General features: G+C 44.2%; 24 protein-coding genes. 21 read left to right on the top strand and 3 right to left on the bottom strand.

The features are described from left to right. Positions 1-7 precede the first annotated feature (7 nt). From FGS84_RS11220 to FGS84_RS11155, 14 genes are all read left to right on the top strand, one after another. The gene (locus FGS84_RS11220) at positions 8-496 is read left to right on the top strand and encodes a PrgI family protein (protein ID WP_138308363.1); all 489 of its coding nucleotides are present in this window, start codon (positions 8-10) and stop codon (positions 494-496) included. Beyond that, on the top strand, positions 489-2,822 hold the full coding sequence (locus FGS84_RS11215; RefSeq protein WP_138308361.1) for a VirB4-like conjugal transfer ATPase, CD1110 family: 2,334 nt from the start codon (positions 489-491) through the stop codon (positions 2,820-2,822). The genes FGS84_RS11220 and FGS84_RS11215 overlap by 8 nt, the downstream gene beginning before the upstream one ends. Before the next feature lie 11 nt (positions 2,823-2,833). Beyond that, positions 2,834-3,610 carry a site-specific DNA-methyltransferase gene (locus FGS84_RS11210; RefSeq protein ID WP_138308359.1) on the top strand — a complete coding sequence of 259 codons (777 nt, stop codon included), beginning with the start codon at positions 2,834-2,836 and terminating at the stop codon, positions 3,608-3,610. Beyond that, a complete protein-coding gene (locus FGS84_RS11205) occupies positions 3,598-4,002 on the top strand; it encodes a DUF6075 family protein (RefSeq protein WP_138308357.1) in 405 nt (134 codons plus the stop codon). The genes FGS84_RS11210 and FGS84_RS11205 overlap by 13 nt, the downstream gene beginning before the upstream one ends. Before the next feature lie 35 nt (positions 4,003-4,037). Further along, the gene (srtB, locus tag FGS84_RS11200) at positions 4,038-4,817 is read left to right on the top strand and encodes a class B sortase (protein WP_138308543.1); all 780 of its coding nucleotides are present in this window, start codon (positions 4,038-4,040) and stop codon (positions 4,815-4,817) included. A 38-nt stretch (positions 4,818-4,855) separates the two neighbouring features. Further along, on the top strand, positions 4,856-6,655 hold the full coding sequence (locus tag FGS84_RS11195; protein ID WP_138308355.1) for a lysozyme family protein: 1,800 nt from the start codon (positions 4,856-4,858) through the stop codon (positions 6,653-6,655). A gap of 133 nt (positions 6,656-6,788) precedes the next feature. Beyond that, a complete protein-coding gene (locus FGS84_RS11190; RefSeq protein WP_243129949.1) occupies positions 6,789-7,103 on the top strand; it encodes a metalloregulator ArsR/SmtB family transcription factor in 315 nt (104 codons plus the stop codon). A gap of 83 nt (positions 7,104-7,186) precedes the next feature. Then, positions 7,187-8,200 carry a permease gene (locus tag FGS84_RS11185; RefSeq protein ID WP_138308351.1) on the top strand — a complete coding sequence of 338 codons (1,014 nt, stop codon included), beginning with the start codon at positions 7,187-7,189 and terminating at the stop codon, positions 8,198-8,200. Positions 8,201-8,213: 13 nt separating this feature from the next. Continuing rightward, the gene (locus FGS84_RS11180; protein WP_138308349.1) at positions 8,214-8,765 is read left to right on the top strand and encodes a thioredoxin family protein; all 552 of its coding nucleotides are present in this window, start codon (positions 8,214-8,216) and stop codon (positions 8,763-8,765) included. Between the two features lie 2 nt (positions 8,766-8,767). Further along, positions 8,768-9,460 (top strand): cytochrome c biogenesis CcdA family protein, encoded by a 693-nt coding sequence (locus FGS84_RS11175; RefSeq protein WP_138308347.1) that lies wholly within the window; start codon positions 8,768-8,770, stop codon positions 9,458-9,460. A 129-nt stretch (positions 9,461-9,589) separates the two neighbouring features. After that, positions 9,590-10,516, top strand: coding sequence for a permease (locus tag FGS84_RS11170; protein ID WP_138308345.1), 927 nt, complete (start codon positions 9,590-9,592; stop codon positions 10,514-10,516). A 63-nt stretch (positions 10,517-10,579) separates the two neighbouring features. Then, the gene (locus FGS84_RS11165) at positions 10,580-11,026 is read left to right on the top strand and encodes a thioredoxin family protein (RefSeq protein WP_347563826.1); all 447 of its coding nucleotides are present in this window, start codon (positions 10,580-10,582) and stop codon (positions 11,024-11,026) included. 12 nt (positions 11,027-11,038) lie between these two features. Beyond that, positions 11,039-12,085 carry an ACR3 family arsenite efflux transporter gene (gene arsB / locus FGS84_RS11160; RefSeq protein WP_138308344.1) on the top strand — a complete coding sequence of 349 codons (1,047 nt, stop codon included), beginning with the start codon at positions 11,039-11,041 and terminating at the stop codon, positions 12,083-12,085. Then, positions 12,078-12,470 (top strand): arsenate reductase ArsC, encoded by a 393-nt coding sequence (locus FGS84_RS11155; RefSeq protein WP_138308341.1) that lies wholly within the window; start codon positions 12,078-12,080, stop codon positions 12,468-12,470. Before arsB ends, FGS84_RS11155 begins: the two co-directional genes overlap by 8 nt. A 33-nt stretch (positions 12,471-12,503) precedes the next feature. On the opposite strand, the gene FGS84_RS11150 is transcribed toward FGS84_RS11155, so the two are convergent. After that, a complete protein-coding gene (locus FGS84_RS11150) occupies positions 12,504-12,857 on the bottom strand; it encodes a helix-turn-helix transcriptional regulator (protein ID WP_138308339.1) in 354 nt (117 codons plus the stop codon). A gap of 138 nt (positions 12,858-12,995) precedes the next feature. Here FGS84_RS11150 and FGS84_RS11145 point away from each other — a divergent pair, with 138 nt between their 5' ends. The 6 genes from FGS84_RS11145 (at position 12,996) to FGS84_RS11110 (ending at position 17,500) form a co-directional block, all read left to right on the top strand. Continuing rightward, positions 12,996-13,199: a cysteine-rich KTR domain-containing protein gene (locus FGS84_RS11145; protein WP_138308336.1), complete on the top strand. Its 204-nt coding sequence runs from the start codon at positions 12,996-12,998 to the stop codon at positions 13,197-13,199. A 433-nt stretch (positions 13,200-13,632) separates the two neighbouring features. Beyond that, positions 13,633-14,061, top strand: coding sequence for a sigma-70 family RNA polymerase sigma factor (locus FGS84_RS11135; protein WP_138308334.1), 429 nt, complete (start codon positions 13,633-13,635; stop codon positions 14,059-14,061). 583 nt (positions 14,062-14,644) lie between these two features. Continuing rightward, positions 14,645-15,037 (top strand): type II toxin-antitoxin system PemK/MazF family toxin, encoded by a 393-nt coding sequence (locus FGS84_RS11125; protein WP_138308332.1) that lies wholly within the window; start codon positions 14,645-14,647, stop codon positions 15,035-15,037. Beyond that, positions 15,030-15,233 (top strand): hypothetical protein, encoded by a 204-nt coding sequence (locus FGS84_RS11120; protein WP_138308330.1) that lies wholly within the window; start codon positions 15,030-15,032, stop codon positions 15,231-15,233. Before FGS84_RS11125 ends, FGS84_RS11120 begins: the two co-directional genes overlap by 8 nt. Positions 15,234-15,297: 64 nt before the next feature. After that, entirely contained in the window at positions 15,298-17,100 is a 1,803-nt protein-coding gene (locus FGS84_RS11115; RefSeq protein WP_171042611.1) for a recombinase family protein, read from the top strand. Then, positions 17,051-17,500: a macro domain-containing protein gene (locus FGS84_RS11110; RefSeq protein WP_347563830.1), complete on the top strand. Its 450-nt coding sequence runs from the start codon at positions 17,051-17,053 to the stop codon at positions 17,498-17,500. The genes FGS84_RS11115 and FGS84_RS11110 overlap by 50 nt, the downstream gene beginning before the upstream one ends. A gap of 227 nt (positions 17,501-17,727) precedes the next feature. Here FGS84_RS11110 and FGS84_RS11105 read toward each other — a convergent pair whose 3' ends face one another. Together FGS84_RS11105 and FGS84_RS11100 are read right to left on the bottom strand one after the other, a co-directional pair. Continuing rightward, positions 17,728-19,014: an MFS transporter gene (locus tag FGS84_RS11105; RefSeq protein WP_138308326.1), complete on the bottom strand. Its 1,287-nt coding sequence runs from the start codon at positions 19,012-19,014 to the stop codon at positions 17,728-17,730. Beyond that, positions 19,014-20,186, bottom strand: a complete 1,173-nt coding sequence (locus tag FGS84_RS11100) for a M20 family metallopeptidase (protein WP_138308324.1) — start codon at positions 20,184-20,186, stop codon at positions 19,014-19,016. Before FGS84_RS11100 ends, FGS84_RS11105 begins: the two co-directional genes overlap by 1 nt. Positions 20,187-20,385: 199 nt before the next feature. On the opposite strand from FGS84_RS11100, the gene FGS84_RS11095 reads away from it, so the two are divergent. Then, on the top strand, positions 20,386-21,741 hold the full coding sequence (locus FGS84_RS11095) for a hypothetical protein (RefSeq protein WP_138308322.1): 1,356 nt from the start codon (positions 20,386-20,388) through the stop codon (positions 21,739-21,741). The last annotated feature ends 63 nt before the right edge of the window (positions 21,742-21,804 follow it).

Genomic DNA, 21,804 nt, shown 5'->3' with positions numbered 1-21,804 from the left:
TTTATGATTGGAAGTAAAGATAAATAAGGAAATCCGCAACTATACGGAGAGTATGTTTTTCGGGCTGTCTATGCGGCAGTTCCTTTTTTCTGTCCTTGCCTGCGGCGTGGCGGTGGGCTTGTTTTTCCTGCTCCGTGGCAGGTTCGGGACGGAAACCGTGAGCTGGATGTGTGTTCTGGGAGCTTCGCCCTTTGCGGTGATGGGATTTGTAAGGTACAACGGCATGACCGCAGAGCAGTTTGTGTGGGCGTGGATAAAATCGGAGTTCATTATGCCGAAGAAGCTCCTGTTTGTGCCAGAGAATTTATATTACGAAGCGATGAAGAACAGCATTGAAGCCCATGAAAAGGGAACGCCCGCCGTGCAGAAAAAGCGGAAGAAACGGAAACGCAGGGCGAAAAGGCGTAAGGAAGCAAGAAAGCGAAGAAAGCAATCTGAAGAAGCAAGAAAGAAGAATGAAAAAGCAAGAAAGCGTAAGGAGGCAGACTATGATTAAGACGCTCAGGAATCTGTTCAAGCAGGATAAGGAGAAATTTGCCGTGCCGAAATCGGTGCAGGCGGTCATCCCGTTAAAGACCATGTGGGAGGACGGTATTTTCCTTGTAGGCAGGAACAAATACGCAAAGACATTCAAGTTTGAAGATATTAACTATGCCGTGGCGAGCCGTGAGGACAAGGAAGCTATGTTCCTTGAATATTCGGAGCTTTTAAATGCCCTCGACAGCGGGGCGACCACGAAAATCACCATCAATAACCGCAGGCTCAACAAGGCGGATTTTGAGCAGACCATCCTTATCCCGATGGCGGAGGACGGTCTGGATAAATACCGTAAAGAGTATAACAAGATGCTTCTGGATAAGGCGACAGGGGCGAACTCCATCGTGCAGGACAAATATGTGACAATCTCCGTCTGCAAGAAGAACATCGAAGAAGCGAGGAATTATTTTGCCCGTGTGGGTGCTGACCTTATCGGGCATTTCAATCGTCTTGGCTCAAAGTGTACGGAACTGGATGTCAATGATAAGCTGCGTATCTTCCACGACTTCTACCGCACAGGCGAGGAAACGGCGTTTTCCTTTGACATGGCACAGACCATGCGGAAAGGTCACGATTTCAAAGACTATATCTGCCCCGACTCTTTTGAATTTGAAAAAGATTATTTCCGCATCGGCAACCGCTACGGGCGTGTGATTTTCCTTAGAGAGTACGCCGCCTATATCAAGGACAGCATGGTGGCGGAGCTTTGCGAATTAAACCGTAACATGATGCTCTCTGTTGATGTTGTCCCTGTTCCCACGGATGAAGCCGTGAGGGAGGTAGAGAACCGTCTTTTAGGTGTGGAAACCAACATCACAAACTGGCAGAGGAAACAGAACCAGAACAATAACTTTTCTGCTGTTATCCCCTATGATTTGGAGCAGCAGAGAAAGGAAAGCAAGGAGTTCCTTGATGATTTGACGACCCGTGACCAGAGGATGATGTTTGCGGTGCTTACGATGGTGCATACCGCAGACACCAAAGAGCAGCTTGACAACGACACGGAGGCTCTGCTCACGACAGCGAGAAAGCATCTCTGCCAGTTTGCCGTGCTGAAGTATCAGCAGATGGACGGTCTGAATACCGCCCTGCCGTTCGGCGTGAGGAAGATTGATGCCCTGCGTACCCTTACCACGGAGAGCCTTGCGGTGTTTATTCCCTTCCGTGTGCAGGAAATCTACCATAAGGACGGTGTATATTACGGTCAGAATGTTATCAGTAAAAATATGATTATTGCCAACCGCCGCCACCTGCTGAACGGTAATTCTTTTATTCTCGGTGTGTCTGGTGCAGGCAAATCGTTCACAGCGAAAGAGGAAATGACGAACATCATTCTGACCGACCCTAACGCCGATGTAATTGTTATAGACCCCGAACGTGAGTACTCCCCGCTTGTGAAAGCCATGCAGGGCGAGGTCATTCACATTTCTGCTACAAGCGAAAACCACATTAACGCTATGGATATGAACTCTGATTACGGCGACGGTGCAAACCCCGTTATCTTGAAATCAGAGTTCATTTTGTCTTTGTGTGAGCAGCTTATCGGCGGTGCAAGTCTGGGGGCAAAGCAGAAATCCATCATTGACCGCTGCACGGCAAGCGTGTACCGCTATTATCAGCAGGGGAACTATATGGGGACGCCGCCGACTTTGCAGGACTTCCGTGAGGAACTGTTAAAGCAAGATGAGCCAGAAGCACAGGAAATCGCCCTTGCGATTGAGCTTTTCACGGACGGTTCCCTCAATACCTTTGCCAAGCATACCAACGTGGACACCCACAGCCGCCTTATCTGCTATGACATCCTTGATTTAGGCAAGCAGTTACAGCCTATCGGTATGCTCGTGGTGCTTGACAGTATTTTGAACCGCATCACGATGAACAGGGCGAAAGGCAGAAACACCTTTATTTTCATTGATGAAATCTATCTGCTGTTTCAGCATGAGTATTCCGCCAACTTCCTCTTTACTCTCTGGAAGCGTGTGCGTAAGTACGGGGCGTACTGTACTGGAATCACGCAGAACGTGGACGACCTGTTGCAGAGCCATACGGCGAGGACGATGCTTGCCAATTCCGAATTTATTATCATGCTGAATCAGGCATCCACAGACCGTATCGAGCTTGCGAAGCTCCTTAACATCTCCGATTTGCAGATGAGCTATATCACGAATGTCGGTGCGGGGCAGGGACTTTTGAAAGTGGGCAGCTCCCTTGTGCCGTTCGTCAACAAGTTCCCACGGAATACGGAGCTGTATAGGTTGATGACGACCAAGTTTGGGGAGGTCTAAAGGAGGGTTTTTTGGAGAAAAATCGTGTTTACCATGCTGATTGTACGGATGTGCTGCGGGAGCTGCCAGACAGGAGCGTGGATTTGGTGATTGCCGACCCGCCGTACTACCGCATGAAAGGGGATTTTGATTTTGTGTTCCAGACGGTTTCGGAATATCTGGAATGGTGTCTGGCATGGGCAGGGGAATGTTACAGGATTTTAAAGCCGACCGGTGCGTTTTACTGTTGGGGGAGCTGCCAGATGATAGATAAGCTCTCCACCCAAGTTTTAGACAGGTTTGACTGGATAAAGAGGAATCTGATTGTCTGGAATTATAGGACGGGGCGACCTGCGAAAGCGACTTATCGGAACGAAGCGGAATTTTTGTGGTTTTACAGCAACCCTATGCACGAAATCAATATTGATGCCGTCCGCATCCCGTATGATGAGGGCGGCGAAAAAGACAAAAGGAAAAATCCAAAGGGGAAATCCTGCGGGAACGTATGGGAGTTTCCGAGGATTATGCCTAACTACAAGGAAGCAACAGGGCATCCCACGCAGAAGCCAGAAAAACTGGCGGAACGGATGCTGCTTGCAAGCAGCAGGACTGGCGATTTAGTGGTAATTCCCTTTGCGGGTTCAGGGAGTGAGATAGTCCAGTGTATCAAAAACGGGCGTGACTTCATTGCTTCTGAAATCAATGAATCCTATGTGGGGAATATCATTTTGCCAAGACTGAAAAAAGAAACGGAACAGGACTTTATTGTATCGGCACAGGAGAAAGGAGGATTTCTATGTCAGAGATAAGATTCCGCAATGCAGCCCACCGTGATTTCTTTCTGGATAACATGATGAAATGCAAGGTCAACGATTGTTACCACAGGGCATTTTTTTATGTGATGGGGATTGCGGAGGAAACAAGGAAAAATATCAATTCCATGTTTGATTTTAAGACAGACTGCATTGAGCCAGAGGGGATGCACGCAGGGTGGCAGACAAGCGGCACGGTCAAGGTCTGCCACCTTGCCTTTAACCTCTGGAACGGTTACGCAGAGGAGGGGCGTGAGAGGCTTTTCACGCCAGAGGAATTGTTCTGCTGCGAGTTTGCCCCGTATTTCATGGAGGGCATCAAGGTAAGGTATCCCGAATATTGCAGGGATTTACCTGCCCCTAAAAAGCAGACGGAGCATACACGGTAAACAAATATCAGTAAGGAAAGGATATGCCTATGAATTTGAAAAACTATAAAACCATTATCTGTACTGCCGCCGCTGTCGCCCTCTTGGGAGCAGCGGTTTTTTGCGGCTTCAAGATTTACAGCCATTATCAGCAGATAGACGAGCAGACCGAAGCATTTGCGGAGATTGCAGAGGTTGTGGAGAACGCCGAACCAGAGGAAGAACCGCCAAAAGATAAAGATATGCCTGTCAGCGAGGGCGAGGATATTCTTGCGAAGTACAAAGAGCTGTATTTGCAGAATGAGGATATGGTCGGTTGGATTTCCATTGACGGAACAAGCATCAATTACCCTGTCATGCAGAGCAGGAATAGCCCGAATTTCTATCTGAAGCACAACTTTGAAAAGCAATACAGCGATTTGGGAGTGCCATATATCCAAGAGGACTGCGACATCCTCACAAGCGACAATCTGATTATTTACGGACACCACATCAAGGGCGGCAGGATGTTCGGGGCATTGGAAGATTACAAATCCAAGAGCTTTTATGAGAAGCACAGGACTATCCAGTTTGACACCCTCACAGAGCAGGCAGAGTATGAAATCATCGCCGTATTTAAGACCGTAGCGTACAGCTCACAGGGCTACCGTTATTATGATTTTGTAAATGTGGAGAATGAAAAAGAATTTGCTGCTTTTGTTGGGAAGTGTAAGGAGCTTGCTTTGTATGATACGGGCGTGACCGCTGAATACGGCGATAAATTCATAACCCTCTCCACCTGCGAATATTCCGCACAGAACGGCAGGCTCGTAGTCGTGGCAAAAAAGGTAAACTGATATGACCGCAAATCCTCTGGGAAAGGAGGTCGATGTTTATGGCTGATATAAAGACCAGAGATGCGGTCAAAGGCACGATAAAGACCTTTGACAAAGCTGCCATTGCAGGGGAACGCATGAAGTCTGCCTATGCAAAGACAAAGGATAAGGCGGAGCAGGGATATTACGCAGAAGAAAATTCCCCCACAGAATATGCTTCTGACAAGGTTTCCCATGCTTCGGGGTGTATCAAGGACGAGGGAATCCACCAATTCAATAAACAGGGGCAAAGGAGCGTTACGACCACAAAAGAAAATATCGGCAGGGCAAAGGATAAAATTGCTGAATTTAAAACCAAGCGTGCGGTAAAAGCCGCAGAGCAGAAAAAAGCAAAGGCGGTTGCAGAACAGAACGGCTCGCTGATCCGAAACGGGGCAGCGAGCCATTCTCCTGTCCCCGATGTTCCCAGGCAGGGCGAAATGCCCCAGACCCAGACAGGGGCAAGCCAGTTGATAAAGACAAGGCAGCAGGGGAAAAAGACCATCAAGACCACAGCCAGAAATGCAGAAAAAGCAATCAAGACCACAGCCAAAGGGACGGTCAAGGCAACGGAAAAAGGCGTGAAAACCGCAGGGGCGACATCCAAGACAGCGATTAAGACCACGGAGCAGACCGCAAAGGCGGCACAGAAAACGGCGAAAGCATCTGCCAAAGCCGCCCAGAAAACAGCACAGACGGCGAAAGCTACGGCAAAGGCAACAGCCGAAGCAACAAAAGCGACGGTCAAAGCCACCATTGCAGCGGTCAAGGCGATTATCGCAGGGACTAAGGCGTTAATTTCTGCCCTTATCGCAGGCGGTTGGGTTGCCATTGTGATAATCCTTATCGTTGTCCTGCTTGGGTGTGCCGTTTCCCTGTTCGGGGGCGGCAGCGAAAGCACTTCCTATACCCCTGTCAGTGCGGAGGTGGAAGCCTACACGCAGCTGATACAGAAGTATGCGAAGCAGTACGGCATCCCCGAATATGTGGAACTGATAAAAGCGGTGATGATGCAGGAATCTGGGGGAAAGGGCAGCGACCCGATGCAGGCGGCGGAGGGGAGCTTTAACAAAAAGTACCCGCATGAGCCGAACGGCATCAAAGACCCCGAATATTCCATTGAGTGCGGCGTGCAGGAGCTAAAGGCGGCTTTTATCTCCGCTGAGGTGGAAAATCCCATTGACATGGAGCGTATCAAGCTTGCCTTGCAGGGCTACAACTTCGGCAATGGGTATATCTCATGGGCAAAGACCAATTACGGCGGCTATTCCTATGCAAATGCGGTGGAATTTTCCGCTATGCAGGCACAGAGGTTAGGTTGGGAAAAATACGGCGACACGCAGTACCCCGCCCATGTGTTACGCTATTATCCATACGGACGGGCATTTACAAGCGGCGGCAACCAAGCCATTGTAGAGGTAGCGTTGACACAGCTCGGCAATGAGGGCGGACAGCCTTATTGGAGTTGGTACGGCTTTGACGGGCGTGTGGAATGGTGTGCCTGCTTCGCTTCTTGGTGTGCTGACCAGTGCGGCTATCTGGAGAGCGGCATCATCCCGAAATTCTCCCTCTGCTCGGACGGCGTAGACTGGTTCAAAGGCAGGGGGCAATGGCAGGATAAGAACTATGAGCCACAGGCAGGCGACCTTATTTTCTTTGATTGGGGAAATGACGGCTCTATCGACCATGTGGGAATCGTGGAGAAATGCGAGAATGGCACGGTTTACACCGTGGAGGGCAATTCTGACGATGCCTGCAGGCAGCAAAGCTATCCAGTGGGGAGCAGCTCGATTTATGGCTATGGTGTACCTGCGTATTAGAAAAAGGCAAAAGACCAGAGGTTTATTTCTCTGGTTATTTTGCCTTACATAAAAAATTTTTAAAAACATATTGACAAATATCTATGCGATGAATATAATAACATATAGACATTCATCTATTGGAGGTGATGAAGTGAATACAGATGAAAAAAGAATAGCTTTAGTTTTCAAAGCATTTTGTGATGAAAATCGTATCCGTATTATTAAACTTTTGCGTTCTGGTGAGAAATGTGCCTGCAAAATTCTTGAGGAAATTCACGTTACGCAACCTACCCTGTCACACCATATGAAAATATTATGTGACTCTGGGATTGTTGTTGGAAGAAAAGAGGGTAAATGGATGCACTATTCCATTTCGCCAGAGGGAACAAAATATGCGATAAATTGTTTGCAAGAGCTGACTAATATAAATTTTGTTGCGGAAGATAAGCCGTGTTGTGAGGAGTGAACAAATTTCTTTTCCACACGGCTTACAAAATGAATTATATATAGATATATTTCAATATAACTATACGAGAAAGGAAGATTACTATGGAAGTTATAAAAACAATGTGGAACTTTTTTCAGAATGAAGTTCTTGGCATGGGATGGTTAAGCCGTCTGATTGATAATTTGCTTAACGCTTGCGGATTAGATACCTCTGGGAAAGTAGGCGGAAGCATTCAATTTTTTCTTTATGATGTAATTAAAATTATGGTTTTACTCGGTGTTCTTATTTTGATTATTTCATATATACAAAGTTACTTTCCACCAGAGCGTAGTAAACGAATTTTAGGACGCTTTCACGGAATCGGTGCAAATATAATTGCGGCATTACTTGGTACAGTAACACCATTTTGCTCCTGTTCGTCAATACCATTATTTATTGGGTTTACAAGTGCGGGCTTACCGCTAGGAGTGACTTTTTCATTTCTTATTTCATCACCAATGGTTGACCTTGGCTCTTTGGTATTGCTTATGAGCATTTTTGGTTGGAAAGTTGCAATTATTTATGTAGTGCTTGGATTGGTTATTGCAGTTGCAGGCGGTACGATTATTGAAAAATTACATCTTGAAAATCAAGTGGAAGATTATATTAAGAGTGGTCATACCCTTGATGCAGCACAAGAGGAATTACACTTTAAAGAGCGTTTGAAATATGCTTGGGAGCAAGTTATGGGAACTGCAAAAAAGGTATTTCCATATGTCCTTATAGGTGTTGGCATTGGTGCTTTTATTCATAACTGGATACCAGAAGATTTTATAGTAAAGGTACTTGGCGATAATAATCCCTTTGGCGTAGTTATTGCTACTATTGCAGGTGTGCCAATGTATGCAGATATTTTTGGTACAATTCCGATTGCCGAAGCATTACTCAATAAAGGAGCATTACTTGGTGTTGTCTTATCATTTATGATGGGTGTTACAACATTATCTCTGCCATCAATAATTATGCTTCGTAAAGCAGTTAAACCTAAATTGCTTGGTATTTTTATTGCAATATGTACCGTAGGTATTATCGTTGTTGGATATTTCTTCAATGCGATACAATATCTCATTATTTAAGGGGGGATATTTAATGGATAAGAAAAAGTCTTTGATAGCAAAAATACTTATTCCTATTTTGATAGCTGTTGCTATTATAGCTATATTCATTGCAAAAAATATGCAAAATCCTACAACTGAGCCATCAGTAATTGATAGCACCAAGCAGACAGATAATGACAAGGGTTTCCCGCTAAAAGTTACTTCTGTTAGTTTAGAGGAAATTAAACAATATGGTATTCCAACAGTAATTGATTTTGGCTCTGATTCATGTATTCCATGTAAGCAAATGGCTCCTGTCTTAGAAACACTTAACAGTGAATGGCAAGGCAAAGCAGCGGTACAATTTATGGATGTTTGGGAATATACAGACGGCGTTGAAAATTTCCCTGTTCAAGTGATACCTACACAGGTTTTCTTTAATGCTGATGGAACACCATTTGTTCCAAGTGACGAGCTTGCTTCAAAAATACAGTTTACCATGTATTCAGATAAATCAAATGATGAACATATTTTTACTGTTCATCAAGGAGGTATTACAGAAGAAGAAATGCGGGAAATTTTTGCAGAGATGGGGGTTGAATAGTTATGATTGATGGTTGGCTTTCGCAGCTTGCAGAAATGATTGGCAATAATGTATGGATTGCCCCTATTCTTGCTTTGCTTGCAGGTATATTAACTTCTATAACACCTTGTTCATTATCGAATGTGCCGCTCATTATTGGGTATGTTGGAGGTGTCGGTGAAAGAAATACAAAAAGGGCATTTATGTATTCAGCAGTATTTTCTATTGGAACAGCAGTTACTTTTGTTGCACTTGGTGTGATAGCAACATCAGCAGGCAGGTTAATGGGAACATCATCTTCTATCTGGTATTTATTACTTGGTATTTTAATGGTTCTTATGGCTTTGCAGGTTTGGGAAATATTTAATTTTATCCCATCAATAAATCTACTTTCAAAAAATAAAAAGCGGGGATTTATTGGTGCGTTCCTTGCAGGCATTCTTGGCGGTATATTTTCATCTCCATGCTCTACACCCGTATTGATTGCGTTGTTGGCTATTGTAGCGGGGGAGAGAAATCTTGTGTGGGGCATTATACTGATGCTGCTTTATTCCATTGGGCATAGCACTCTTGTTATGGTGGCGGGAACATCCATCGGATTTATTCAAAAAATCAACAGTAGTGATAATTATAAAAAAACAGCGGCTGTTCTAAAAATTGTAATAGGAGCTGTAATTCTTCTGATTGGTTTATATATGTTCTGGCTTGCATTTTAAAAGAAAGTGTATCGAGTTGTGAGGTGGATTTTATGTGTATATGCGGATGTAGGTTACATTGCCGTTCTCGATAATTGAATTGCTGATTAAAAATTAGAAAATTCAATTTCAGAAAGGTAGGTTTTATTTATGACATTCAATGCGGAAACATTGATTAACGCAGGTAAAACATTTTTAATGCTGTTTGGAGAATTGTTTGGACTGTTCATAGGAATCAGTTTTATTGTTGCTTTGCTACAAGTTTATATTTCACAGGAGCGTATAAAACGTATTCTGACAACGCCAAGAAAAGGATTAAATAGCTTTTTGGGTGCGATGCTTGGGGCAGTAACTCCTTTTTGCTCTTGTTCTACAATCCCTGTATTGGTTGGGTTATTTAAGAGTGGGGCTCCGTTTTGTGGAGCAATTTCATTTTTGCTGACTTCACCCATACTGAATCCAGCCATTATTACTTTAATGTTAGCTTTTTTTGGATTAAAGGCAACGATTGTATATGCAATATTCACCTTTTTATTTGCGGTAATAATGGGTTTGATTTTGGATAAATTAGGTTTTGAAAAAGAGATAAAAAATGTTACGGTAAAGGGTGGGCATCAAGATAATGTATGTTGGGAAAATTTAAAAGGAACTTTTTGGCAGAAGCAATGGCAGGCAATTAAACTGTCATTAAAAGATGCTTTCGGTTTATTTAAAGGTGTTGTTATTTTTCTGTTGCTTGGAGCAGGAATCGGTGCATTTATTTATGAATTTATTCCCACAGACTTGTTAGCGAATTTTGCAGGTGCGTCAAATTTGTGGGCAGTTCCATTAGCAGCCATTGTTGGTATTCCGATGTATATTCGCACAGAAACAATGATACCGATTGCAAGTATTTTGATTTCTAAGGGAGTTGCCCCAGGTGTTATGATAGCACTGATTTTAGGAGGAGCAGGAGCAAGTATTCCAGAGGTATCCTTATTAACTTCTATCTTCAAAAAGAAAATGGTTATTACTTTTGTCCTTTGTATTTTTGCTGTTGCAACAATTACGGGTTATGTATTTAATTTTATTCTTTAGAATGGAAGAAGTAGAAATGTTCTGCTTTTGCCATAAAACAAATTTAAAATGGAGGTAATTCACATGAGTGAAAAAAAGAGTTTTCTTTCTGGGTTATTTGGAGGTAAAAAATCTGGCGGCTGCTGTAATATGGAGATTGTTGAGGAAAAAGATACAGATGCCAAAACAGAGGAACCTACACCTGCTTGTGCGTGTGACTGTAATTGCTCTGCAAGCGAAACAAATGATATTGTAAACGATTGCTGCGATGCTGCGAAAGGTGGTATTTGTTGTATTAAGGTACTCGGCACTGGTTGTAAAAATTGCCATATTTTACTGGAAAATACCAAAGAAGCGATGAAAGCAATGGGACTTTCCATAGAAGTGGAATATATAACTGATATGCAAAAAATTATGGAATACGGCATTATGAGTACGCCTGCTCTTGTAGTGAATGAAAAGGTAGTTTCTTCGGGAAAGGTCTTGAAAAGTGGCGATGTGGAAAAGTTATTGCACAAATTAGGATTCTAAGGGGACTGTTTTATGAATCAAGGAAAAAATAATATCAGTGCTTTTCAGAAGTATTTAACAGTATGGGTAATTCTTTGTATGGTAATCGGGGTATTGATTGGTAAGTATTTACCAATCATCCCCAATTTCCTTAACAGATTTGAGTATGCAAAAGTATCTATTCCAATGGCATTATTGATTTGGCTGATGATTTATCCCATGATGATGAAAGTGGATTTTCAAAGTATAAAAGATGTTGGTAAAAATCCCAAAGGCTTATTTGTTACTTGGATAACAAATTGGCTTATTAAGCCTTTTACTATGTATGGCATTGCAAGCATATTCTTCTTTGTGATTTTTAAGGCATTTATTGAACCAGAACTTGCAACGGAGTATCTTGCAGGGGCTGTCTTGCTTGGAGCTGCACCTTGTACGGCAATGGTCTTTGTTTGGAGTTCATTGACAAAGGGAAATCCTGCTTATACCGTAGTACAGGTAGCGACAAATGACCTTATCATCCTTATAGCATTTGTACCGATTGTAAAATTTTTATTAGGTGTGTCGAATGTTTCTGTTCCGTGGAATACTCTTATTCTTTCGGTCGTGTTATTTGTTGTCATACCGCTTATTGGTGGGATGCTTACCCGCTATTATGTTATTCGTAAAAAAGGAAAAGACTATTTTAATAATATTTTTACTCATAAGTTTGATAATGCTACAAGTATTGGACTTTTATTGACACTAATTATGATTTTTTCTTTTCAAGGAAAAACTATTTTACAGAATCCGCTACACATTATTTTGATTGCAATGCCCCTTATTTTACAGACATTTTTAATATTTGCGATTGCTTATATAGCTTGCAAATTTTTGAAATTACCATATAGTATTGCTGCTCCTGCTGGAATGATAGGAGCATCGAATTTTTTTGAACTTGCAGTTGCAGTCGCAGTTGCTTTATTTGGAACAAGTTCGCCCGCAGCATTGGCTACGACAGTTGGTGTATTAACGGAAGTGCCTGTTATGTTATTTCTTGTAAAAATTGCAAATAATACGAAAGGTTGGTTTAAAAATGAATAAGAAAAAAATAGCGTTTATATGCGTACATAATTCCTGCCGAAGTCAAATAGCCGAAGCTCTTGGAAAACATTTTGCAGGGGAAAAGTTTGACTTTTATTCCGCAGGAACAGAAACAAAGCCACAAATCAATCAGGATGCTGTACGCATTATGAAAAGACTTTATGGAATTGACATGGAAAAGGAACAATTTTCTAAATTGATTTCGGACATTCCTACGCCCGATATTGCGATTTCAATGGGATGTGACGTAGGATGTCCATATATAGGAAGAACCTTTGATGATAATTGGGGACTTCCAGACCCAACAGGAGAAAGTGATGCTATGTTTGAAACAGTAATTAAAGATATTGAAAAAAAAATATCGGTATTGTCAAATACTCTTTAAAACACTCGATGAATAAAAAGTAAACGAAAGTTGTTACTCTTTCGGTTGCCCTTTTGCGGCACAGATACCATTGATAGTACCTTTAATAATTGTAAGTTCGTTATCATTGAATGTGTCAAGTACAGTATCAATTTGTCTGCGAATAGTTGATTTGTCTGTTTTCTTGTCTGGAAATATGTATTGGTCAGCCGATATATCAAACATAGTAATCAGACGTACAAATAGTTGAAAACTTGGGTGTTGTCCCTCGTTTTCAATAGATTGAATGTGTCTTGGAGCAAGGTCAAGAATTTCAGCTAATTGCTCTCTGGTAATGCCTTTAGCTTCACGAGCATTTTTTATTGCTTGACCTAGTGCCATAAAATCGAAATTTTTGATAGTATTCATATTTTCCACCTTCGTACATATAAATTTTTCCTTTTATATTGTATGGAAATGTGGCTTCTTATTAAACGAGATGAAATATCTTGTTTATAGAGATTTTATATCTTATATAAGGAGATTTTAGTTCAGAATGTAAAGGAGATGATTACGATTAAATGTGAGTGGATGTTGTGTCCCGTCTGCGGTAACAAGACCCGTAATAAAATCAGAGAGGATACAGTCTTAAAAAACTACCCGTTATACTGCCCCAAATGCAAACACGAAAGTTTGGTTGAGGTAAAGGATTTACAGATAATTGTCATCAAAGAGCCAGACGCTTTAGACGCAGAGCCGATGAACTTGTGAATAATCACAGAGCATCGGCTCTTTCTTTATATATTATAGGTAAAACAAGCCCACCGAATAAAAAAAACGATGTATCGGTGAGCTGATTTGCCATGCTTTGAAATCTCTCCGACTTCGCTTTTTGAAGTTTGGAGGGATTTTTATTGCCTGCAAGCAGCGGTTTCTATTTACATATACCATATCAAGGATGGACGGATAACCTGTTAAAAAAATCCTTGTCAATACATGGGGGCTTTGCACCCTACAAACAGAAGTAAAATTTCTACATAATAGAAATAAAATTGCCATAAACCGTAAAGGTCTAACAGCCTTTGCGGTTTTTCTTTTGTCGATTTTTGCAGGAATACGCCGCAAGGTTGTTTCTGGCGTTGGATGCCGTTCTCCACCTCTCAATCTGGATTATCAAAAAAATTCAGATTGGAGGTAATAGATTATGGCGTACAACAAAGCCAGAGAAGAACGAAAATGGAGAATATGGAAAGAAGCCGAGGAAAAGCAGCTTAGAAGTTTGGGTGTCAGTGAGGATGATATTGAAAAGCTCCGTGTCCATGATTGGGCGATATTCAATTCCGACAGACGGTACTATGAGAAATTGCAGGATGCAGGTACATATCTTGAGGAAGTTGCAGAGGACGCAGCGCAGCCCGAAGTGAAAACGGTTGAGGAATTTTTGGACAGCATTGAAAATGCAGTGCTGTATCAAGAGCTGTATCAGTTGGACAAGCTCACGCTCCAAGCGTTGCTGATGAGAACGCAAGGTTTTTCAATCACTGAAATTTCAGTGAAATTATGTTTAAACAGGGAAGTCATTTATAAGCGTTTGAACAGGTTTAAGAAAAAAATTAAAAAACTTTTGGGATAGTGTCCAAAATCACACTTTCCCATCGGCTACTGGGTGAGAGGGCAAAAACCTCTTGCCCAGTTTTCTTTTATGTCGGAAACGGGACAGCTCTTTGACAACCGAATACCCATTCACCAAATACATTCTCTTTGTGACTGTAATAAGCATAAGCGTGTGCAGCGGTACGCCATGACCCGCCGAAAGGCAGTAAGCGAAAAATACCGACTGAAAATATCGGACAGCTCCCGATTTCGCCAAGACCCACAAAGAGGACAATGATACTCCCGTCCAGTCACAGTCCGAGTGGTAACCAATCCATCGCAGGCAATGAGGGCGGCTCTGTCAGACCGACAGTTGGGGTGTAACTCCCGTGGCGTCAGTTCGCTGCTGACCGTTTGGTGACTTCCCTTGCGTTGTAACGTATCAGCATTTTCGGGGTGTCGGGGACAAATAGAAAATGCTTTCTATCATAAAGCCAGATGCAAGGCGGTCAATGGAAACGGAGTTTGTTTTATAATCTTCCTACCTTAATTATTCCTTTGCGTCTGGCGGCTACATAGGCAGGAAGTTTCCGCCTAAATCAAGATAGGAGGTCAATCACATAATGAAAAACAATATTAAACGTGGCGATATTTATTTCGCCAGATTAAATCCCATTGTTGGCTCGGAACAAGGCGGCAAACACAGACCTGTACTCATCATTTCCAACAATAAAGGTAACAGATACAGCACTACGGTTATCGTGGCGGCGATTACTGGTATGGAACACAACAAAGCGAATCTGCCTACCCATGTCATAGCGAAAGGATGTGAATTTCTCGAAAAAGACTCCATCATATTGCTTGAGCAGATAAGGACGCTTGATAAACAACGCCTGCAAGAATACATCGGTACTTTTGACAAGCATTTGATGTTGTCAGTTGATGATGCGTTGGCTGTCAGTATAGGAGTAAAGATTGCCAAGCCAGAATCTGAAAAGGAGGTATCCAATGATTGAAAATAAAGTAGGAAGTAAAAAACGGGGGAACAGAGGAATGAGGGCTATTGTGCATATGCATGATGACAGCCATGCAGCAATGAAAGCCTTTTCGGAAAAACGGGCAGCTATGGCGATAGGGTATGTTAGGGATTGCAGTGCCGCAGAGATTAAATGTCTGCGGCATGAATTGTATAAGGAAATGGTAAGTGCGTAATTTGCACATTTGTATGAGGTCAATTCCTACGCTATAATTTTTTAAAAGAATGGAGGTAAGAGATATGCGAAGAAAACCAAGAGTTGGGATTGACCTTAGAGATGTTGCTATTTATACAAGAAAGTCAAAGCTAACGCATATGGGCGACAGCACAGGCATCCAGATGAAGCAGAGTGCTGACTTTGCAAGAAGCCAGTTAAATTTACCAGAGGACTACTGCTTTTTAGAATATGAAGATAAAGGCTTGAGCGGATATTATGCAGACAGACCCGATTTTCAAAGAATGCTTCACGATATTGAAGCAGGGAAAATCCGTGCGGTTGTGTGCTATAAATTAGACCGTATCAGCAGGAAAACATCTGACCTGCTTCGGTTAATTGATTTCTTTAATAAGCATGATGTGGCGTTGTTGGTCTGTTCCAACAATATCAATACACTAATCAGCACTTCAAAGATAATGATTTCTTTTTTGGCAATCATAGCTGAATTTGAAAGGGATATTATTGCAGAACGAATAGCGGATAACTTAATCGAACTTGCAAAGGATGGCAGATGGATGGGTGGCTGTACGCCCACAGGCTTTAAGGCGATACGGAACACTATCGGTAGTGGAAAAAATAAAACTTCCATTACTCATTTAGAGCCTATACCCGATGAAAAGAAAATGGTACAGCAGATTTTTAAAACTTTCCGTCAATGTCGTTCTATCAATAAGACTGCTACTATCATCGGTGAGGACTACAAGACCAAATTTGGAAAAGAGCATACGTCTTTGAGTATCAAAGATATTCTGTCAAATCCTATTTATTGCACAGCAGACGAAATATCTTTTGATTATTTCTATCAGAAGAACGGGAATATCTGCTCTGATGAAAAAGATTTTGATGCCATTCATGGAATTATGGCGTATAATAAGACTGACCAAGAAAGATTGGAAGATGAAGAAAGCACATTTATTGAACCGAAATTTGTTCAGGTTTGTGCGGACAAGCCGATTGCCGAGTGGATTATTTCTGTCGGTAAGCATGAGGGCTTTATTCCGAGTGTTGAATGGATTGAAACGCAGGAGCTTCTTGAAGCGATTGCCGATAAATACAACAGACCTCACAGAGCGACCAATGCTCTGCTTGGCGGACTTGTCTACTGTCCGATTTGCGGCGGCAGATTGCGTGTCCTGCCAGAATCCAATCGTTGGACAAATGGCAAACCACGTTTCAAATATGGCTGTCCGAAAAGGCGAGGGAAAGAGAAATGCAACTTTAAGTCCATTGACGGAAATCGTCTTGATGATTTTGTAATGGAGCAGTTAGGAAAGATTGCGGAACAGGACAGCGAATACTACACAAAGATTTTAGACAGCAAAATGCAGTCCTTAATCAAAAATGACAGCAATGAGCGTGACTTAGCTGAAGCAAAAAAAAGGAAAGAGAAAATACAGTCCACTATTGCTACGCAAGTCAGAAATCTGCGTGAAGCGGACGAAACAATTAAAAAGTATATCCAAGATGATATAACCGCATTGTCTGATGAGTTGGTACAGACAGAACGCATTATTGCCAAATTAGAACAGGCACATCAAGGACAGCAGGATTTGATGAAAGGACTTAGTGAAGTTAAGAAAACGCTGCTTAATTTCAATAGCCTTGTTGCCGATATGGAGTACGAAGATAAACTTTCCCTGCTTACTACTTTAATTGAAAGAATCATTGTAGCCCCGAATGATAAAGAAGAAATATGCCATATCTTTATAAAAGGATGCTCTAATGAGGAATATGATGATTTTTTTCGGGAAAGTGAGGATGAAATGTGTGATTTAGATAGGCATAGCAAATGCGATTCATTCCGCTGCGGGTCTGGGGCTGCGTGAAGCCTGCCGCCGGTACATGGACGAAAAGCGCAGGGAGGAACCGGATTATGAGGAGCCCGTTGGGAGGGCGGTTCTGACGCCGGGATTCTGCCTTCCCTGTAAGTATGTGATTCATACCGTGGGGCCAGTTGTGGGAATGAGGCTGACAGAAGAATTGAGACAGGATTTGAGGAACTGCTACTATTCCTGCATGGCTGCGGCTGCAGAACGGGGAATAAGGAGCATTGCCTTTTGCTGTATCTCTACCGGGGAATTCCATTTTCCCAATGATGAGGCGGCAGGGATTGCAGTGGATACAGCGGCAGAATTCCTGGAACAACGGCAAACAGCCTTTGACCGAATTATTTTTAATGTGTTTAAGGACGTGGACAGGAAACTATATGAGGGACTGTTATCATAAAAGGGTTATCAGCAAGAATGATTGCAGACAGCGGCAATCCTGTGGTACAATCCCGGCAGGCAGCGGATTGGCGGCGAAGGGGAGCCGTCCTATGACTGATGGAGTCCTGAAATAACATAGGGGAAATATGTCGTTAATAGACGATACGCAGACACACTAAAAGGAGTGCTCCGGCACCATTCTGATATACAGATGGTGCTTCGGAGACACTCCTTTTTTACCTGGCCTTATGCATTCTGCGTATTGCTGTCCGGCAGAGGCTTTTCACAGTACTTTCTGGAGGCTGCGTATGCGCCTACCCAGCCCGCGAAGGCGCCCAGGGTCAGGATGAGCAGGAGAATCCAGGCTGTATTGTAGGAGCCGCTGGTATCATAGATGGCAGCCACCATAAGCGCGCCCAGGGAAAGGCCAATCTGTGAGAAGCTGTTGGCGATTCCGTATGCCTCGCCGTATTTTTCAGCGCCGAAGATGGCGGAGGTAATAAGAGGCGGAGTCACGGTGCCGATGGCATCTCCCAGGCCGAAGAGCAGGGCCATGATGTACAGCATGTTTATGTTCTGTCCAAAGAGGATGAAGATGAAGGACAGGGCAAAGGTGATGCATCCAAAGGCAGTGCTGGCCACAACGCCGAACCTGTCATTGAGCCATCCCAGCACCAGTTTGCCGAATATGCCAATCATGGAGTACATGGAGATGATTAAAGCCTGTACCTGGGGACCCTGAAGTTCCTCGATGGCCGGGGGAAAGTGGCCCAGGGAACCGGTATTAATCAGGCCGTTGCACAGCATGCCGAAGATAAAAAGGATGAAGAACACTTTTGTCCTGGATTCCTTTACACTGAGGGGAAATATAATATCTGCCTTTTTGGGGCTGCTTTTGGGCGCAGCCTCCTGTTGGGATACATCCTCGCTGCCGTAAGGCAGGAGTCCCATGTCCTCCGGGCGTTTCCTGAGAATGAACAGGGCAGCGGGAAGGGCCAGCACCAGGATGATGACTGCCATAATGCGGTAGGTGCTCCTCCAGCCGTAGGCTCCCAGCAGCCATGTGATGACAGGGCTGAAGATGGTGCCGCCCACTCCGATTCCGGCCATGGCAATGCTCATGGCAAGTCCCCTCTTTTTGATGAACCAGTTGGTAATCATCATGCTTACGGGAATCAGGGAGGCATTTAGGAAGAAAATGCCGGTGAAAAAGGAGGATATGTAAAGATGAATCACGTTGGTGGCAAGGGAGAAGGAGGCGTATGAAAGGACAAAGCCAATGATGCTGACGGTCTGGATACGCTTCATGTTGCCCCTTGCAAGCCTGGCGGACACCATGGGGGACAGGAAGATTCCCAGGCCCTGGAGAATGGTGTTGGCCAGGGTAAAGGCGCTTCTGGAAATCTGCAGCTCACCGGTGACCTGAATCAGGAATTTATTGCTGAGCGCCATGATGGGGGGCACCATGGTACATGTAATCATGAGACATCCAAAGACAACAAACCAGCCATAATATATTTTTTTGTGCTCCATTATGCGTTCCTCCTGTTCAGCCAGTTATATGCACAGGCTGCATGTACGGCGGCCCCGTAGGGCATGACGGTTTCATCGAATAATACCCCTGGATTGTGGTGCTGGACCGTACATCCTTCCACCTTGCATCCTATCATGAAGTAGACAGAGGGAACCTTCTCAGCCACACGGGCAAAGTCGTCGGAGGGCGTGACGGAGTAATCCGTGCGTTGGATGAAATCAGGCGTTATCTCTGAGGCGTAGCCTGCCAGCTCCCTGGTAAGGTCCGGGTCGGAATAGGTGGAGGGAACCTCGGAGAGGGATTCATATAAAACAGTGACTCCGAAGACCCTGCCCGTGTATTCGGTAATCTCATGCATTCTTTTTACCAGTCTGGCCCGCAGCTCCTTATTATAGGTGCGCAGGGTGCCCATGAGCACGGCGCTGTCAGGAATGATGTTGGAGGTGGAGCCTGCATTGAAGGCGCCCAGGGTAAGGCTTGCCTTCTCGCCCGGGTCGCATTCTCTGGCTATGAGATTCTGGAAGGCGCTGTAAATATGGAAGCCCACATTGATGGGGTCAATGCCCAGATGAGGCATGGCGCCATGGCAGCCCACGCCCTTTACCGTGATTTTAAAACCGTCGCAGGAGGATGTCATGAAGCCGGTGCCATAGTTGAGGGAGGGAACCGGGGTGTCTAACATCACATGTATACCCATGGCGGCATCCACTGTTGGATTGGACAGGAGCCCTGCTTTAATCATGTTTTCAGAGCCTGAGAAAACCTCTTCCGCGGGCTGGAACATCAGTTTCACGTTCCCCCGGAGTTCATCCCTGCGCTCGTACAGAATCCGGGCAGCCGCAAGCAGCATGGAGGTATGTATGTCGTGGCCGCAGTTATGGGCTGCACCCGTGACCGTCTTAAAGGGAAGGCTGTTTGTCTCATTCATAGGGAGGGCATCCATGTCAGCCCTGAGAAGAATGGTCTTACCAGGGTGTCCGCCTTCAATCAGGGCAGTGATGCCTGAGTCGCAGATTTCCTGGGGGGAAAGCCCTATAGAGGCAAGGCGTTCCATGACATATGCCGTTGTGCCGGGCAGGTGTTCGCCTGCTTCGGCGTGCTGGTGCAGATAATGGCGGTCCTTCTGCATCTGGGATTCAAGTTCCATTGCTCGCTGTAAGAATTCATTCATTATGGTACCCTCCTTAAAATATAAAAAGACTATATAGAGACATGTCTTTATTATAGCAAATATACTATGGTTGTCAAGGGACTAAAAAAGATTTATATACAGAATTAACAAAGAAATAAGGTTTTTTTTATTTGGAGGGTGCGGATTTTACGTTGCTATGTTAAGATTAAGGGACAGAGCGGTTTTGGGAGGAATGAAATTGAAGAGGAAGATTGCAGTTATCGCAACAGAGTATATAAAGGAATTTCTCCAGTCCATGCTTGCGGATTTGGACTTTGATTACAGCATATTTACGTACAGGACATTTGCAGATATACAGCAGATTCATGAAAAGATAACCGATGAGTATGACGGCATTCTTACATCCGGCAGTTTTCCGGCCCACATGATACATCTTTACTATAAAGAAGAGAACCGTCCCATCTGTTTCTTCAATACGGATGAGGCTGCCCTGTACCGTTTGTTCCTGAAGCTGTTAAATGAGAACAGGAATCTGGATTTTACAAGGGTATACGCCGACATTGTGGAAGTCTTCGGCGTGGGTCTTAAGGATTTCGTGGAGGGGCGCAGCCCCATGCCTGATATCCGGGAGCTTTCAGAGGACGAGTTTGACATGGAGCGGATGCTTCAGATTGAGCAGGAGGAGTACAAAAAGCATGTAAGCCTCTGGGAGGAAGGAAAAATTGATTTATCCGTCACCCGGTTTTCCAGTATTATGCCGGCTCTTGTGGAGGCTGGTGTGAAGGTCTATTTTCCCTTCCCCGGCAAGCGGTATGTGGGGGAAGTGTGCGATAAGCTGCTCAATGAGATAGAGCGCAGGAAACTGGAGGAGCAGATACCGGGCGTCATCATTGTGAAGCTGTCGGAGCATGGTTCCGCAGACGAGATGTTCCAGGGACTGGATTACGATTACATGCGGCTTGAAAATCTTGTGATTGAATTCATAGGCGCGTCCATGATTGACTGTTCGGTGCACCGCCGCCATTACGGGCTGGAAATCGTGTCCACCAAGAAACATGTGGCCGGATGGACTGGAGATTTTAGGGAGGACCGGCTGAACGCCTTTCTGAGGGAGAAGAAGCTGTCAGCCCGTTTCAGCATAGGCTACGGCCTTGGAAACAGCCTTTCCCAGGCGCGGTTAAATGCCCTTGACGCCTGCCATGAGGCGGAACTGAAGCAGTCCCCGGCCTATCTGATTAATGAGCGGGAGCAAATCATCGGTCCCATGGGGGAGGCGGGCCAGCTTCTCATAAATGTGGACAACAGCCAGGTACTGGATGTACAGTCCAGGCTTTCACCCCTGACGGTAAAGAAAATATTCACAGCCATCAGCGCCTCTGACAAACAGGAAATCACGGCCAGGACCCTTGCCCTCAGACTGGGCATCACCAAACGCAGCGCCAACCGTTTTCTGGCCGTACTGGAGCAGGAGGGATATCTGAGGATTGCATATAAGACAAGGACCACCACCAAGGGGCGGCCGGAGAGCGTGTATATAAGAACAGGACGGCCGGAGGTTCCGGAAGAAGAGCAGGGACAGCAGAGTGAACATTAACAATAGGGGAAAGTCATCGCAGGAACCATCAGCAGGGAGCATCAGCAGGGACCATCAGCAGGA

Origin of the sequence: Clostridium sp. 1001271st1 H5 (genome assembly GCF_005845215.1) — a bacterium.
Lineage (GTDB): Bacteria > Bacillota > Clostridia > Lachnospirales > Lachnospiraceae > Enterocloster.
Note: the sequence above shows the minus strand (reverse complement) of the source record. Positions and strands in the feature narration are given on the sequence as shown.